11 protein-coding genes are annotated in these 16,924 nt (G+C 43.3%); 4 read left to right on the forward strand and 7 right to left on the reverse strand.

What is annotated here, in order from left to right:
* The first annotated feature begins 121 nt into the window (after positions 1–121).
* From MUN53_RS02440 to mobV, 4 genes are all read left to right on the forward strand, one after another.
* Positions 122–451: a helix-turn-helix domain-containing protein gene (locus MUN53_RS02440; RefSeq protein ID WP_087321708.1), complete on the forward strand. Its 330-nt coding sequence runs from the start codon at positions 122–124 to the stop codon at positions 449–451.
* Between the two features lie 8 nt (positions 452–459).
* On the forward strand, positions 460–756 hold the full coding sequence (locus MUN53_RS02445; RefSeq protein WP_243323271.1) for a hypothetical protein: 297 nt from the start codon (positions 460–462) through the stop codon (positions 754–756).
* 324 nt (positions 757–1,080) lie between these two features.
* Positions 1,081–1,788: a hypothetical protein gene (locus tag MUN53_RS02450; RefSeq protein ID WP_243323272.1), complete on the forward strand. Its 708-nt coding sequence runs from the start codon at positions 1,081–1,083 to the stop codon at positions 1,786–1,788.
* 274 nt (positions 1,789–2,062) lie between these two features.
* Positions 2,063–3,526: a MobV family relaxase gene (mobV, locus tag MUN53_RS02455; protein WP_243323273.1), complete on the forward strand. Its 1,464-nt coding sequence runs from the start codon at positions 2,063–2,065 to the stop codon at positions 3,524–3,526.
* Here mobV and MUN53_RS02460 read toward each other — a convergent pair.
* From MUN53_RS02460 to MUN53_RS02490, 7 genes are all read right to left on the reverse strand, one after another.
* Positions 3,504–4,481 (reverse strand): hypothetical protein, encoded by a 978-nt coding sequence (locus MUN53_RS02460; RefSeq protein ID WP_243323274.1) that lies wholly within the window; start codon positions 4,479–4,481, stop codon positions 3,504–3,506. The genes mobV and MUN53_RS02460 overlap by 23 nt on opposite strands.
* A 124-nt stretch (positions 4,482–4,605) precedes the next feature.
* The gene (locus tag MUN53_RS02465) at positions 4,606–5,307 is read right to left on the reverse strand and encodes a macro domain-containing protein (RefSeq protein ID WP_243323276.1); all 702 of its coding nucleotides are present in this window, start codon (positions 5,305–5,307) and stop codon (positions 4,606–4,608) included.
* Between the two features lie 10 nt (positions 5,308–5,317).
* Positions 5,318–9,802, reverse strand: coding sequence for a DarT ssDNA thymidine ADP-ribosyltransferase family protein (locus MUN53_RS02470; protein WP_243323277.1), 4,485 nt, complete (start codon positions 9,800–9,802; stop codon positions 5,318–5,320).
* 1 nt (position 9,803) lies between these two features.
* Positions 9,804–14,012 (reverse strand): AAA domain-containing protein, encoded by a 4,209-nt coding sequence (locus MUN53_RS02475; protein WP_243323278.1) that lies wholly within the window; start codon positions 14,010–14,012, stop codon positions 9,804–9,806.
* A gap of 39 nt (positions 14,013–14,051) precedes the next feature.
* Positions 14,052–14,273, reverse strand: a complete 222-nt coding sequence (locus tag MUN53_RS02480; protein ID WP_229094575.1) for a helix-turn-helix domain-containing protein — start codon at positions 14,271–14,273, stop codon at positions 14,052–14,054.
* 293 nt (positions 14,274–14,566) lie between these two features.
* Positions 14,567–15,712 (reverse strand): site-specific integrase, encoded by a 1,146-nt coding sequence (locus tag MUN53_RS02485; protein WP_243323279.1) that lies wholly within the window; start codon positions 15,710–15,712, stop codon positions 14,567–14,569.
* Positions 15,709–16,902, reverse strand: coding sequence for a site-specific integrase (locus tag MUN53_RS02490; protein WP_243323280.1), 1,194 nt, complete (start codon positions 16,900–16,902; stop codon positions 15,709–15,711). The genes MUN53_RS02485 and MUN53_RS02490 overlap by 4 nt, the downstream gene beginning before the upstream one ends.
* Between the last annotated feature and the right edge of the window lie 22 nt (positions 16,903–16,924).

Below are 16,924 nucleotides of genomic sequence, written 5' to 3' on the forward strand. Positions count from 1 at the left end.
TCTTGCCAGACTGATGTTCTTGGGCAGATGTGGACAGTTGTTCCTTATCGAAGTGGCTTATACACCTCCTGACATCATCAAGGCACATAGACATATATATTCACTCTAATAATAATTGCGTATGACACAACAAGTACAAAGTAACAAGGAGGCAAACCTCAGCAAGCAGGTTGCCGAACTCCAGGGGCGAGTCAAGTCCTTGGAGCAGCTTCTCCATCAGGGGAAGGATGTGCTGACCTTGGAAGAGGCAGCCAAGTTCATGGGCATTGCCCGCAGTTCTCTCTACAAGATGACCCACGAGCAGACCATCCCATTCTACAAGCCGAATGGCAAGATGATCTTCTTCGAGAAGTCAGACCTCTTGGCATGGGTACGAAAGAACCGTGTGTCCTCTGAGGCGGAGATTTCCGAGGAGGCTGAACGGATCATTCAGCGTCTCGCTACCAAATAGGCTGGAGTATGGCAGAATACGAGGACAAGCAGAAACTGGCAGTAGAGCTGGCTGTCCACTGGGCAAAGACAGGGCTAAGGCAATTCTCCATGCGTGATGCAGTCAATGACTATATGGAGGAGGTAGGTGCGAACAAAGCCATGACGGATGAGAGCATCATCGGCAGGAGAAGAATCTGTGCGCAGCAACTCACCATCAAGAGTATTGCTTTCCTAAGCAAGGATGAATTGCAGAGGGTGGAACAGGAATTGAAGCGGATAGCAGAGGACGATGCGCCCAAGCAACAATTGGGCTGGCATAGATGATATTTCCCTTTCTTCCCTCTGTTTTGGAACAACAACGTCTATTGACTTCTGTGCTTAGAAGGTTAATAACCTTAATGCCGTAAGATTAATAATCCTACTGCTGCAAGGTTAATAACCTTATCAGGAATGGAACCGTATAACTACGGAAGGACAACAGAATTACACGTTACATCTTCCTATCTCTCCCGACCAGTCCAAGCCAACGGCACAGCAATCGTACAGACCTTTGCACGAAGACATTATATCTGTCTTGTAAATGTGGAAAGCCCACGGAATTTATCAATTAACCAAATGTCAAACCCGGGACGGCATGGCAGGAACACCATGCGCAAGAAGCAAGGCACATCTGTCTGCCGTTCCTTTTTCTCTTTACTGAATATGCAAAGTAACAACAACGAGGCAGCAATTCTGCCTATTGACTCCTTTCTGGAGAAGTCATTTCCCTTTACTGACATCACGCTTCATCTTTCAGCGGATGCGATTACATTCCTTATGGGGACAACAAAAGGACGGCTTAACCTCATGTACTATCTGTACATCCTCCACACTATGACCATCGGTGACAAATCGCAAATGGTGCGAGGCATCCGTGTCGATACGGGCACCTGCCAATGTTCGCTCTCGGTCTCTTCCCTTGAAGAAGTGTGGGGTATCAAGCGCAAGCAAGGGCGTAACCTGCTCGACAAGATGGAACAGCTGGGACTTATCAGCCGCTCGTCTGATTTCGTCACCTCCATCGTTGATGTCGTGAGTGTGCAGGATGGTCATGCTATGGGACAGGTGTTTACCAATCCCAACCGTCTTCTCCTTGCTGAGGGAAGTCAGACCTCACCAGTTTTATCACCACCAGTCCAATCTGCACAAGGCGCAGATATGGCTACTGTCATCATGGAGACATCAGAAAAGCCTCAGACGGCTATTGTAACCTCTTCCGAGGCAACTATACCCTCCAAGGCTACAAAGATGCCCCAGAGCCTCTTTGATTTCAATGACGAAGACGGAACTGTTGTTCCTTATGGGCGGCATGAGTAGGATGGTCGGGCACGCAGAGCTTGCTCCACGGCCCAACTGATTAAGTGGGGGCATAACACAATATGCCCATTCACCTCTGCGAGGTTCAGGGCGGCACAGCAACAGTCTCATGCCCCACATGTTCCCGTGCCAGCCATGCCAGCCTATCGTCAAGGACAAGGATGAATGCCCCCACAACCCCAAAGCAATACAAGAAAAGGGATGTCTCATGATCCATAGGCATGGAACGTGAGGACATCCCCAATGTAGAACGATAACGTAACAGAACAGAAATATGAGTAATGAACCAAAAGGTGCGATGCACTTTGAGGGCAGAAAGTCCATCGGAGCGATGGAGGCTGCCGAGAACCAGCGCAGGTGGGACGAGAAGCACTATCAGACAGTGAACAAGAAACCGCTACATTGGTACGACATCACCCGGGCGCATCTCAATTTTGAGGTTGCCAAGGGTGGTATTATCCAAAAGATAGGAACATCAAAACCTGTTGAGGAACGTTTCAAGGAGAGGCTGGAAGAACTGGGTGTGAAGCCTAACCCAGAGGTAAAGAAGAACGACCCAGCAGCTGCGAAGATGTCTAACCAGATTGTGGAGTTCGTTTTCAGCGGTGACCACGAAGTAATGAACATGATGGCATTCGGCAATCAGGCTGTCGATTTCGAGCGTGACGGAACAGCGGACAACAGTCACGTCCAGCGAATGAATGAAATCGAGCAATGGGCTATCGACCTTTATGATTGGATGGCAAAGAAGTATGGCGAGGAGAATATCATCGGATTTGATGTGCATCTTGACGAGACTACGGCACATTGCCATGCGACCATCATTCCTGTTGTGATGAGAACAGAAAAGAAGACTGGCAGGGAGCGACCTGTGGTTTCATACAAAGGGCTGTTCGGCAAGGACAAGGCAACAGGACAGGAGATTATGAAGCAGCTGCACACGGAACTCTACGAACAGGTGAACAGCCAATATGGATTGATGCGTGGCGACCCTGTGGAGATTTCGGGCGCACAGCATAAAGACAAAGTGCAGATGTACTATCAGTTGAAGCGGGAGTTACCGGAGTTGGAAAACCGCGCCATTGAGCTTAGAATCTTTATTGGCAAGTTGGAACTGCAATACAATGGACTTAGCCATCAGATTGAATCCTTGAAGCAGGACTTGGAGAACAAGAAAATCACTCTGGATGAATATGAGGAACGAACATCAGAACTGATGAAGCAGAAGATTGCCTTGGGTGACAAAATCCGTGACCGCAAGAGCCGACTCATGCAATGTGAGAACCAGATTGCATCGCTTCGCCAGCGGCAGGCTAATGCTGAGGTAGCGGTGAGACAAGCGGCAAATAATGTGGAAAGGATGAAGGAGGCACAACTGGGCAATTCAGTCATGATGGTCAAAGGGGCAATCTTCGATGAACTGCTTTCTGGCTTGCGAACATTCCTGGAGAATATGCCGAAGCCAACTGCCTATGCTTTGCAGAGTGTGCAGGGAACTATCGTTGAAGACCTGTTTGACGGCTCTCTTGGTGATGTCATTTCCAGTGCCGCAGGGATGGTGGCAGCCGCCATCGGTGATGCTACCACTCCGATGTATTCAGGTGGTGGCGCTTCGTCTTCGGATGACAAACCAAAGAAAGATGATGATGAGGACTGGTGGAGGTATGCCCATCGTGCAGCACGATATGCCAGCAGGAACAAACTTTCCAAGTCTGCTACTCGGAGCCCGAGAAGATAGGCATCAACCGCTTCCAATGCTCTATGCAGGGGAAAGGGTCGTACAGGGTGAACAGCCCTCGGAAGTACGAGACCTTTTCCCCTTTTCTTATGGCTTCCGTTGCCACCTCTTTCACTCTCTGCTGTTCTGCAAGTGCGGTCAGTTGCCGTTCCATCCGTTCACGTCTCTTAGAGAAATGGTCTATGGAATAAAGGCGTAATGCTTCAAACGCATCGTTCTTGCCATTGTTACGATACAGTTCCAACAACTCATCGTAGGCATCAGGTTCCCAAGGATGATGCCCTATAAGGAACAGATAGTATTGTTCCGCTGCCACAAATCCTTGCTTCTTCTCAACATCCCTACAATAGGCGAGTGTGTCTGCCAACCTGTTCAGGTAATCATTGATTTCCATGTCCGCATCAGCTGGGATTTTGTCTTCGTTATCACCCTCATAAAAGTCAAATGGTGGAAGACTGGCACAATACTCGTCATAGCGTTCTCCGAGGGTCGGGTGCTTGATATTCGTTGGAAAAGTGAGAACGAAAGGTTTCTTTTGCTGTTCCTTTTTCTCGCCTTTGGGCGAATCCGCTGTTTTCGGGTTGGATGAACAAATCTTTGGCTCTTTCGGATTTTGCTGTTCCTTCACCTCTATTGGCAACAGACCTTGCCTTCTGAGTTGCTCAATGGTTTCCTTTTCAATCTTGTCAATCCACCCTGAGTTTTCTTTTGGAAACCTCTTTCGATAGACTTTGATACAATCAGGTAACTTTTTCCATTCATCATGTTCCATGCACAACTCAATGTAGGGCACAAATGGCTTTACGCCAAGGTCACCATGATTGATGACTTTGGCGTAATAGCTCAATGCTTCAACTATATTGCCTTTGGCTTTCTGTTTCTCGGCATAGTCGAAGTATTTCTGTGCATCATATTTTGTTGGTGCGCCACCAAACAGGCTGTATAGGAATCCCATTCTATATTATTATCCATTCAATTTGTGAATTTGTCTGCAAAGTTACGCTTGAAAAGCGCAAATTCAATCAAATGGACAGAAGTTTTACTTTGATTAATAATGCCAACCAACTTATGAATACAAACTATTCTGTAACAAACAAAGCTGTCTGTTTCTGATATCTCATCACTATCTTAAAACAGCATTCCATCGTTTTGATTCCAATACCAGGATATGAAATGAGAGAAATCATAGATTTGAGATTATCGTTACGAAGTGCATTGTTTATGGTTTCAATCTGTCGCTTCTGCCGAATATGAGTTACTTTCTTCAATTCATCGTATGGAATGGATAACCATTTTTCTCGGAATGTTTCAAACATGTCATCTGAAGCCATAGGATCATAATCGTAAATCTCAACAGGAATATTGCATTGCGACAAATAGCTTACCATGAGTGTTCGGACAGTGTCTTTATCAAGTCCACCGTTATGTGTTCCCAACATCGGGAACGCAACGGATGTAATGCCGCGTTCCTCATATGTGTCAACAAACTTTTTCAGTCCTTGTTCCAGATACTCAATTTTGCTTGGATATTTCCAATGAAATTTTGTTGGGAAATTCAGCACCCACGGGTCGGTTTCATCACCTTTATAAAGCCACAGCTTGCCAATACCGATAAGATGCCGCTTGCAATAATCGTGGTAAATATCAAACATCTGCGGATAACGCAGTTTATAAACCAGCGCAATGCCTTTTCCCATCACGCCCACGCAATTAACCGTGTTGACAACGGTCTGTGCTTTCGTATTGAAGATGTTTCCTTTTACTATCGTTATGTTGTTCATATCGTTTATGCTAAATGTTTTGATATACGAGCCATTCTTTTGTCCTTGCTTTCGGGTCAACGAAAGAGATATTGAACGGAATGTCTGTCTTCTTCCATGCTATAGTTCCCTTTAAGCGTAGTTCGTTTGTTGTGTCATAGATAACTTCGCAAGCAGACAAGTCGAACTCTACTTTAGAGATTTTCTCGCCCGTGATGTTGAAATAGTATTCATCCTCAAAGTCAGTTGACAGACGAACGTTGTCTCCTGATGACGAAAGATTAAGTCTGCGGTTTTCTCTCTCAAAAAGACTCTCATCGCAATATGCCACAATTTTCTCAGATATTGGATCATCTGCAAAGATTTGTTTCAATAACTCCGCATAAAAACTGTCGTAGCATATAATTTGGAGAGACTTGAGTTCGCTAAAGTCAAATTCCGACATAACAAGAAATTCTTGCTGAGAGTATCTCATTACTTTACTCATCTCGTTCAAATGAACTTCACGATTATATTTGCCAGAACTTTTTGCTGTTCTATATGCATCTTGCATTGTGCTATATAGATATTCAAGCCCTAATGATTCTGGTTTAGCAATGATTTGATACACATTCGGGTTGTCCGACTGCATATTTTTGTCACTGTAATAACATTTCTCTGGAATCTTCGCCAAGACTTCATCTATATCAAACCTGAAGAACACAGGTATAGGACATTTCGGTAAGCCCAACCCGACAGCTTTTGGATATTTGCTTTTCCATTCGGGTGTTGATTCCCATTCTCCATACCAATTTTTATACCACTTTGTTCTCCACTCTCCTAATTTTGAATCAGCGCCCAAAGCCTCATTGTAATACTGTGTGGGAGTACAAGGACGGAAATAGAAGCGAGCAAATTTGTGTGCCTTGCTGCTACGGAACACAACAGAACCCGCAGAGTCATATTTCAATAATCCCAATTCCTCTGCACTGTCACGGCTGAGGATTTTTCGACTACGTATAACATCTATTGCGTTGTAGAAATGCGTGAAATGGTAGATGTGCGGATTGCTGTGATAATCCTTGATTCTGTTGGTAAATGTCACGATGCTGCGATGGTTAGCAAAGATGCTTTCAAAATCAGGAATGTCTTCTTGAACTTTTATATTCCGCATCAATTCTGGCCAGAACCATTTGTCCTCGTACTTGCGAACCAGTTCCTCTGTAAACTTTATTTTCTGCGACTGAGAAACAAATCTCCAATTGAGTCGGTTGGCAAATTCCTGCAACATTTCAGTCGTAACATCCACACCAAGACGTTCATTAAAGTCATCCCATGAAATAACATCCTTGTATTTCTTCAAGAAATTAACTGTTGCGATAGAAAGGAGTGCGGGACAACTATTGACAAACACATTCCAGTTAATTTTATCCTTGAATGTATCAATGACATCGCCTGTAAGTTTCTTATTCTCAGAAACTGAATTCCAGTCTATTTCATAATCATGCTCGGCAAGATAAGTCAACAAATTAACAGACGGCTCAAAGATGTCGAGAGTTGATAGATAATGCCAATCCCAATCTTTTTCCTTGTGGCTGAGAACTACATCAAACGGCAAACCTTCGCGATGTGCAAGGAAATGCCAATTCCAAGGTTTGTCTTCGTGCTTGTCGATATATTCAAACGAAAAGTTTATGCTTTCGTTCTGCACCAAAGCATCCCAATCCCATTGCTTTTTCTTGTCGTATCGTTCAATTACTTTTTCTGTTAGCTTAATGTCTGTGCGATGTGACAACTTGCCAAAATCCAACGAGTCGGCAAACAGGTTGAAGTAATAGTTTCTGCCTTCCTGAGCAGATATCCATGTTGCGTGTTCAGATATGTATTCCCAATCCCATTCTTTTTTCTGTAAGAACAGTTTTGGTAGTTTCAAGATGTTTGGCTGTTTTGTCAGTTTGTTATAATCCCATTGATAACTGTCATTGTTCAGAATATCTTCGTATATGCGCAACCACAAACTTTGTGTTTTGCTTGCACCAGTCTTTGAGAACAATCTGTTTGCTGCGGCAGATGCCGAGAACTCTGCCCACCGCACTTTCTCTGTATGTTGCTCAATATATTCCTTTGCAGGGAAATCAGTCAGCTCATACATGTGAGCATAATCCCAATGGTATTGTTCGCCGTTGTATTCCTCTACGAGCGAAATGAGTTCGTTTGCAGGGAACTTGCATGTTATTACTGGCCAGATTATTTCTGCCAAGTTCTGTCCATAAATTACCTCGGCATAGGTTTCCAAAAACTTGTCAGCCAACAATTCTTTGCCAGTAATACGATTGGCAAAAACAGTATGATTCCATTTGTCAGCATACTTGTTTATATTAGATTGAATATCTGCAACAGGCAGATTTGCTGTCAGATATTCCCAATCCAACATTTCATGCCACGCCATTTCATCCAATGTTGTCAAGTCAACAGATTGACAAATACTTTCTGTGAACAGAGTTTTGTTCCATCCTTCTGAGTAGCTGTCAAGGATGGTTTCTGTAGAAAGATTTGTAATCAGCCGTTTCTGAATATCCAACGACGTAGCTAACAATTGACCGACCATTGCTTTCGCTGATAGCGAAAGGAACAATTCCTCCAACATTGCAATATCGCAACACATGATAATTGTAGCGGCATCCACTACATCCCAATGCGAGGTAATGAAAGCGATATCGTGGCAAATTGCAGGATTCTGTGACAACGCAATCTTATTCCATTTGAAATTCGGGTTGTTATCAACAATTGATGAATCTGTTACACGGCGAGAGACCCAACTGTAACCTTGCTGAGTTGTTACTTTATCGCTGTATTTCTGGAAGAAGTTCGCATCCCATACCAAGTTCGGGTTACACTCAAACCCCATCTTATATGTAGTTGATGGCCAAGAAATCAACCCACACGATTCACAGAAATCAATAATTTCGTCAGTCCAAACAAAGCCAAGACTGTTGGCATTGAATCGCAGAGGAAGTTCCGAGGCCCGAATACTGTCTTTCAGCGGTTGCGATGTCGCATAAAGGTTGGCGAGTTCATTATCAGTAAAAATGCGCTGCACAAGTATCTGCATATTGATATGCGGATACAAGACAGTGATGTTAGAGACAATAAAGTCAATAGGATATTCAGTCACTACAAATTGCCAATCCCAACGTGCATCGGGATTTGTTACTATGTATTGACGTCGTGTATCATCCAGTTCTTTTGTGATATCGGTAAGGTCGAACGGAATGTCGCCAAGATGTTGCATGATGAAGTCCATACCAACAATAGGTAGAACATCATCCCAATCCCATTGGTCATCGTCTTTTCCCTCTGGGAATGAATGCTCGACGAGGAATTCCTGTATCAACTCTTTCTCTACGGGAGTGCGGGCAAACAGCGTGTATTTATCCCACGGATAATCCGTTGAATGAGTGGAAATATATTGGCTGTCAAGCCTAACTGTCAATGTGCCCCAGTCCAAATCTTGAATGTGGTCAGGGATTATATTTTTTAAAACGTCTACATCGCAATGTTTTGACAAAGAATGCCAACGATCAGCATCACATCGTGAAATTATAAGCTGAAGTAATTGTGGATCAGTCCAAACTAATCTGGAATCTTTTATCAGTCGGTCAACCTCGATAATATCATCAAATGGCTGCAATGCATTGTAGTCCAGAATAACATCTGGATTGTTGACAAGGCGATAGTACAGGCATTGTTCAACTTTACGTTCTTTTGCATCGGCATTAACTTCAAGGTCAAACAGAGCATTCAACATCGGACAGTTATTGCCAGCCGAGATGAAATTCAGTAAATATTTGCCTTCTGTCTCATAAAGTTCAATATCCAGTTTGATTGGCTTTACACCCAGGTAATTTGTGAACTCGGCTTTGTAAACACAGATTCCTTCTGGAACTTGCAACTTCAAGCTGTTTACCAGCACATCGTTTGTCTCACTGTTGATTACTTCACACAAACAATCTTCGTAATTGAGAGTTTTGGAATGGTCAAGCGAAAGAGACAAACCTAATTCAGAATGGAACGGATAAAGCGATACGATTCTGCCATCAGCAGCTTTCAAATTGACAAACTCCAAAGAATTTGTGTTAGCAGATAAGAACTTATATTTCTCTTTGTTCTGCAAACAAACCTTGCCTAAAGCTGTAAGGGCTACAATACCGTTTTCTTTGTCAACGTTAATTATTCCCCATTCTTGCACCGAATGTAGGAATTTATGGAACAGATTATCTTCTGCCTCATCGTAGTACATGCCATTTTCCGGGTGCGCTTCTACGTCGAAACCGAGAACTCGTCCAAGAGCAACACATTCCAGTTGTGCGTTTGCGCTTTCCAAAAGCAATTCGCCAACAAGTATGTCTAATGGCTCCAGTTTATGGGTTGTGTAGTATTCAACTGTGCAAGAGCGCGTTTTCAGAAGAAGTGAACGCAATTGACGGTCTTCTTCTATAGAACGATATATCAAATTGTTATATGTCTGATTTTCCATATTAGTCGGCTACATTAAAAAGATGCTGCAAATAAATACCATACCACAAGCCTGTTCCACAAACGTGGATTTGCTTGATATTAAATTTCTCCATAAGCAGAAGATACATCGGCAATCCCATGCGCAGGGTGAGCATATCGTCAATGGTGTCGCCTGTCATTTGTCGTTCCCAACGTACCAAATCGCCAACGGTGTTGAACATCTCCAGCAATTTTGCTGTGAGATTTTCTATTTTATCTGCAATCTGCTCGTAGTTGAGAATACAATCATGTTGTTGCGCATTTTTTTTCTTTCCTGTCGCATGAGTTATGGCAGAACCTACGCTAACGCAGAATGTTTCTTCGTTGGTTTGCATTGTTGTGTTCATATTCTTGGTGAACGCCACCATTCTTTCTCTTAGCATTTGGTCGCTCTTTTTGAATGCATCGACCAAAAGTGTGGTTGGTGGAATGTCTTTTGTCAAAATATTGCGCAAGGCTGTTGTACCGAGGTTTATACTGTACGAACCTTCCAATTCACCCCGATTGAACACGCTGACTTCGGTAGAACCGCCACCTTGGTCAACCATCACAGAATGTCTTGACTTCTGAATATCCAACTTGTAGCGTGATGATATGCCATAGGCAAACATTGTCGATACAGATTCCTCTTTCTTTGACAGAATGCGCACATTTATTCCAGCCTCACGACGGATGCATTCTATCACTTCGTCACGATTCTTTGCTGTACGATAGGCAGCTGTGGCAACGGTGTAAACAACATCGACACCTTCAGAACGCATTTTCTGTTTCATCCTTTTGATTACAGGAAGAACCCTGCCCCTAAAGTATTCCATATTCATCAAGTTCTGACTGTCCAATCCTTTTCCTGTTTCTGGTTTGGCAGCATCACGAATGAAGTTATTGAAATCGAATCGTGTTGCAGTCCTGATTGTTTCCTCGTTTCTGCCGATAAGCAGTTTCACAGCTTTTGTTGACAATTCAAGAACTGCGAAATGCGGATTTTCAGTAGGTTGCCCGTCTGGTGTAAGCCATGTTTCTTTTATACGCAGATTCTTGTCTGTTTCTGCGTTGATATCACGAGTGTTCAGGTTTACAGAACGTTGTATAGGCATTGGTACTCTGACAATCTTCGCCACACGTTCTTGTTTCGGTTTGCGAACATTCCATTCTATAATCCTGCCATTAGGATTGTTTTTTACCTCATCAAATACATTCTTGTAAATGGCTTGCCCTTGCGGATTAGTGTAGTTGCTGAAATGTTCGCCGTTGCCAACGATGATAAGCAGCCTCTTTGCTCGTGACAAAGCCACGTTAAGACGATTGGGCGATTTGGCAAAACCATATTCTTTTTGTGCAGGAAAACCTACATTAGGGAATCTGTTGTAGTCTGGTTTCTGTCCCCATTTCTGTGCCATGGAATTGCTTCTTACCATCGAGACAATGATGATGTTGCGCTCCATTCCTTGGAATCGGTCAACAGAACTCATCTTTATACTTAGTCCTTTCTTCGTTTCCTTATCCACAATCCCTTTCAATCGTTTCAACTGACTGCCATAAAATGTAATCAGTCCGATTTCTCGGTCTTCATTGGTAGGCAGAGATTCCTGATAGCAACGGAAACTCTCTGACTTTGAAAGCTGCGACAACACCCACTCTATGGCTTCCACCTCACCTCTGTTTGCTCGTGATGTTCCGTCTCGAACTTCCGGAGAAGATGTGTTTATCCAAATAACATGATTGTCTGGCGAAATGAGATTAGGAATATCAATGCCGTGTTCCCGGCTTTCGTTGGCTACACCACATTTAAGTCCACCGTCATCAACATAGAACTGCTCAATGACACGATTTATGTCATTGTGCATACGATACTGTGTGTCGAAAGTACCACGTAGAGACGAGTCAATCTGTCGGAAGAGTCTTTCAAAATGAGACTTCTCCAAAATGTCGAAATTCTTTCTTACATACGACTCTAATTGTTCTATCTGGTCATGTTCTTCCCTGCTGTCGGCTTTCAACTTTTGCATATGCAGTTTGAACAAGATGTCTTCCCTGTCAAGATTAGGTGGCAACTGACGATGGTCACCAATGACCACGGCCTTCTCGCCATATACAAGAGGAAGAGACAACTCGGCTGGAGTCGCTTTGCTGGCTTCGTCTTGAATAACCGTGTTGAAACGCAAGAATACAGGATAACCGTTTATCTCTGTCTCGCCAAAAATTGCACGGAACCGTTTGATGAAACGGGAATCTCTATGTTTTCCCTTTGCTTCTGTGGCAGAGTAGTTAGTATCGGAAATAGAACTACAAGTAGCTCCTATGACATTGCAATGACTGACGTATTCCTGATAGACTTCCTTTCGCCATTTGGACGGCAAATCCATGAGAAAATCAAACCACAAGCGCTTCAAATCTTCTCTTTGCAAGTGAAGTTGTGAACGCTTGTAGATGTTCTTCATCCATCTGTTCAATACAAGTTCCTGCGGATTAAACGACTTGTATTCATCTGTATCTATGGCAACAGCATTGTCTTCTGTATCAATATCTGACATTTCGATTCCTGCCCACTTCTTCATCTCCACTTGGGAGTACGCAAAGCCTTCGGCTGAAAATTTGTCACCCGCAGCTACACGAATTGGTTTAACGATGTTGTGGAGGGAGAATTTCAGTCGGTCTAAAGCATTGTCAACTGCAAGGTTGGCTTCCGATGTAAGTAATATTCTACTGTCGGGCTTTTGCTGTGCCAGTTGCCAAATCAGTTCGGCAATAGCTGTTGACTTACCTGTTCCAGGAGGACCTTGTATGATGGCAAGGTCTTTGGCTTCAACTGCTTTTGCTATTGCCTGAATTTGTGATTCATTGAGAGAGTTGTTAAGTTGGCATTTCTTTATTTGTTCGACTCGTTGTTCTATAACTTCATGTGTTAACTTGGTTGCTTTTGAAGCATCAAACAAATAGGAAGCCAGTTGAGGGTTGACCAAATCTTCGGGATGCTCAGTGATTCTATCGAACGAATCTCTAAGGCGATTAACCTTTTCTATTTCGCCAGTCATATCATCCATGTCTGGAATAACTGCTGTGATGCAATCATTCTCAGCCATTTTCTTTATCTTGTCGCTATCTTCTGGCAAAAGATTAAACGTAACATTTGGATATTCAATCTTGCTAAGTTTGCCGAGTTTGTATTCTTTCTCTCCGTCTTTGATGATGAAACTTTGTCCATAAAGTCCACCAAAGCGAAGTCCTTCTTTGTCTAATAAAGCTTCATTGTCGAGAGTCAACAGGAAACGGTCTGCTCCATCTTGCGGATAATTAATTTCATATACAAATCTTGCCGGATCGAAAGTGGTTTGTTCGCCTTCTTCTGCAAAGTCTGGCACACCATTGCGAATACCGTTGAGAGCATAGCCGAGTTCTTCCTTCAAATCCTCCAAAGCAGCACGGTTCTCGTATGGAACAGTGACAACCATTAAATCTTCGTTGATTTCAAAAAAATCCAACTGAGAATAGTAGTTCTGAAGGCGAGTCTTTATGATTCCTTTTGAAGTTGAGTCTGCACCCTTAATCTGTATCTCAACAACTGGATTTGAACGAACAGCAACATACATATTATTGCAAGAGTCAACAAACTGTTGCATATCTGAACACAAATCAGCATCTGTTTCAAAATACCAAAATCCAGGCAGTTGACTATGACGGACAACATTTGCACTATACAATCTTCTTACTTCGCTCTTGAAATTATCAAAGTGGATTTGTGAGTCTATCTGAGCAATCAGTTTGTTTCCTTTTGTATTCAAACAGGCAGAACCTTTCTTCAATGGAATTGCCAACTGCATGTATTTTAACATGTAGTGTTGTATATTGGTCAACACCATCCATATAGAACGTAAACTCGTGTCTTCATCAGACATGTTGGCGATATCTTTTTTAACTTGTTCAATCTGATGTTTGCGCTCAATGCGCTTCCTGATTTTCATCGTCAAATTAATCTTTCCATCAAGTTTGATTTCAGACACAGCACATCGCACTTTATCCCCAACAGACAAAACATTACCAATATTGCCATATTCGACTTTCGGAATAATCTGCGAGAAATGAATCAATCCATCTTGAAATGGACTGATTTCAACAAAAACTCCAAAATCTTTTATATTGACAATTTTTGCTTCTTCTATAATGTCACCAACTTGCATATTAATAACAGTCATTTTTATATCACAAAAGATATCTCATTATTTTACCAGTTGCTATTTTTTTAATATCTCAATGTTTAAAGCGCTTTCTATCTTACACAATGTTTCCAACGACATATTCTTTTGACCTTTCAACACTTTGGAGACATATTGCTGCGTGCAATTCATCTTCTCTGCAAGCATCTGTTGCGTCATTCCGAGTTCTGCCATTCTTTTCGACATGGCTAACACTATTTGTCGGGAGTATTTCTCCCAATCTTTGACTTCTTGTTCCATATTCACTCGTTGTTCATTTACGCTTGTTTGCGTCAAAGTTCTATTGTCAATCGTTGTGCTCATGAAGATATTCCTGCATCTTATTATACGGGTGCAAAATTACATAAAAAAAATGAATAACACAACTTTCTGGTTGTATTTTTGATATTTAGCGTAGAAAAAAACTCCTTTTGTATGTGTTTTTGCCTAACATTCCCATTTCACATAAGTATTTTTTCATCAACAAGAGGGAAAAGAAGTGTTCCAAGCACGAACCCTTATTGTGGCTCGCACATAGAACACTTCTTGTGAAATCAGAAGATGCCGTTAAGCATATTAACCGCATCGACTTTCTTTTCCATCACCACATCGGCATAGATTTCCGTGGTGTGGATGTTGGTATGCCCCAACATCTCACTTGTGGTGTAGATGTCACTTCCTGCTGTCAGGATGAGGGTGGCGAAGGTGTGACGGCTGCAATGGAAGGAAATGGATTTGTCTATTCCTGCTTTAGCTGTCATACGCTTCAAAGCACGGTCGGCATTGCAGAGAAGGGGGATATGTGTGAACACCCTGTCATCAAGTGAGGCGGTGCCACGTTCCGGCATCCATTCCAAAGCCTGCCTCCCCAAAGGGATTACCGCAGATTTCTTCGTTTTCTGCATGGATTGGACATACACTTGTAGCCCATCCTCTGTTTCTCGGATGTCTCGCCAATACAGTTGCAGCAAGTCGCTATGGCGCAAACCTGTAAAGCAGCAGAACATAAATGTCTGCTTCGTAACAGGACTGCCAGTTTCGACTTCCGCCATGCGATTCAACTCTTCTACGGTAAGATAGTCCCTGTCGCTCGGTGTCTTTGCAAAGGTTTCTCGCTTTTCCAGTTCATAAAACGGATGCTTCTGTAACACGCCTTGCTCCACCGCATATTTCAGCATAGAGTTGACATTGGTCTGTATCAGAAGCATTGTTTTGGGTGACAATGGTTTCGGACGATTGGGAGACTTCATGTTTCGGTACACATCTTTGATATATGTGAGAAAGTTCTTGTAGAAGGACTTGTCCACCTTGTCCATCATGAGACTGGGACGGTTGATGTGAGCCAGATATGACTTGACGGTGTTGACGGTACTCCGCATATGCTTCTGATACGCAAGCGAATATCTGTCTCCCTTTTGAAGGTGAAGTAAGTATTCATCCATCCATTTTGAAAACTCAGCGGTAGGTGTAGATACCGCCTTTCCCTCTGGTTTGCTGCAAATACCCAGTATTCTCTCAGACTTTATCTTCAATGCCTTTTTCAGCGTGGCTTCGTTTACCCTGCGGTCGTTATCTGTCTTCTCGGGAATAAGGTAAAGGTTCAGCGATTCATACTGACGCTTTCCTCCCTTTTCATAGAACTCCAGATATAGGGTCGTGTTGCCGCTCTTATGCTTGCGGCTGCGTAGTTCTATCTTCATAGTTTTTCGGTATTATCATCCTTTGTAAATAGGTCGTTGACGAGGTTCATTGCATCCACTTTCTTCTTGTCCACGATTTTGGCATAGATGGCTGTTGTAGTCACATTGGCATGACCAAGCAGCTTGCTCGTCGTGTATATGTCCACTCCGAGAGTCAGCATCATGGTTGCAAAGGTGTGGCGGCTGCAATGGAAAGAGACCTTCTTCTCTATCCCTGCTGCCTTTACCAACTTCTTGACATGATAGTTGATGGTCGCATCACTGGCTGGTAAGGTAAATATAGGCTCATCCAAATCATCCTTCGCCTGCAAGCAGTTCAGCGCCTCCTGCGACAAGGGAATATTGTTAGGCTTCTGCGTCTTCTGCATGAACACATGGATGTAGAGGGTCTTGCCATCAGGAGTCTTATAGACCTTGCGCCATGTCAGTGTGCGTGCATCACTCAATCGCAAGCCTGTGAAGCAGGAGAAGACAAACGCTTTCTTCACCTGCTCATTGGAACACGGCAAAGCCATCAATGAGCGCAGTTCCTCAATGGTCAAAAACTCCCTGTCCTCTGGTGAAGGCTGGAACTTCTCTTTACGGTCAAGGCTCTTCATCGGATTTGCCGTCAACAATCCTTCTCGCACAGCCTTGTTCAATGCTCCATTAAAGACGGCTTGATGATGGTGGGCACATCCTGGAGATATAGTTCTCTCATTGATTGTACAAACGCTGTTCTTAGCTGTTGCAAGGAATCGGAGGAAGCCACGACAGAAGTCAGCATCCACCTCGTTCATGGAAATATAAGGTGTCTTTTGCTGTTCCAGATATTCCTCCACTTTCTTCCGCATATCGACACGACCTTTCAAAGTCGATGGGCGAAATCCGAAATTCTCCTGTTCGTACTTGCGCAGCCAGTCAAGCAAAGACATGTTCGACTGCTTAATCTTCTCGTACTGTTTGATGCCTCGCTCCTGCAATGCAATGATACGGTCTGCCTTGATTTTCTCCGCCACCTGTCGGGTGTGGATGTTCATCTGCTTGTCCAGTGGGGTCTTCTCTGGGATGAGATACAGCCCTAAGGATTCATACTTGCGCGTACCCTTTACATAGATGTCGAGATAGAGCCCAAGGTTGCCGTTAGCAAGCTTGCGCTCCCTGAGCCTTATCGGCTCTTTTACTTTTAATGCTTTCTTGGGTCTTCCCATATTTGTCTGTTTTTATTTGTTT

The organism is Parabacteroides faecalis, assembly GCF_022809355.1.
Taxonomy (GTDB): Bacteria; Bacteroidota; Bacteroidia; order Bacteroidales; family Tannerellaceae; genus Parabacteroides; species Parabacteroides faecalis.

Excerpts from the sequence above, each read along its gene's own strand:
- MUN53_RS02445 (WP_243323271.1), top strand. The coding sequence starts at position 460 with ATGGCAGAATACGAGGACAAGCAGAAACTGGCAGTAGAGCTGGCTGTC.
- MUN53_RS02470 (WP_243323277.1), bottom strand. The coding sequence starts at position 9,802 with ATGGAAAATCAGACATATAACAATTTGATATATCGTTCTATAGAAGAA.
- MUN53_RS02465 (WP_243323276.1), bottom strand. The coding sequence starts at position 5,307 with ATGAACAACATAACGATAGTAAAAGGAAACATCTTCAATACGAAAGCA.
- MUN53_RS02450 (WP_243323272.1), top strand. The coding sequence starts at position 1,081 with ATGCGCAAGAAGCAAGGCACATCTGTCTGCCGTTCCTTTTTCTCTTTA.
- MUN53_RS02480 (WP_229094575.1), bottom strand. The coding sequence starts at position 14,273 with ATGGAACAAGAAGTCAAAGATTGGGAGAAATACTCCCGACAAATAGTG.
- mobV (WP_243323273.1), top strand. The coding sequence starts at position 2,063 with ATGAGTAATGAACCAAAAGGTGCGATGCACTTTGAGGGCAGAAAGTCC.
- MUN53_RS02440 (WP_087321708.1), top strand. The coding sequence starts at position 122 with ATGACACAACAAGTACAAAGTAACAAGGAGGCAAACCTCAGCAAGCAG.
- MUN53_RS02490 (WP_243323280.1), bottom strand. The coding sequence starts at position 16,902 with ATGGGAAGACCCAAGAAAGCATTAAAAGTAAAAGAGCCGATAAGGCTC.
- MUN53_RS02475 (WP_243323278.1), bottom strand. The coding sequence starts at position 14,012 with ATGACTGTTATTAATATGCAAGTTGGTGACATTATAGAAGAAGCAAAA.
- MUN53_RS02485 (WP_243323279.1), bottom strand. The coding sequence starts at position 15,712 with ATGAAGATAGAACTACGCAGCCGCAAGCATAAGAGCGGCAACACGACC.
- MUN53_RS02460 (WP_243323274.1), bottom strand. The coding sequence starts at position 4,481 with ATGGGATTCCTATACAGCCTGTTTGGTGGCGCACCAACAAAATATGAT.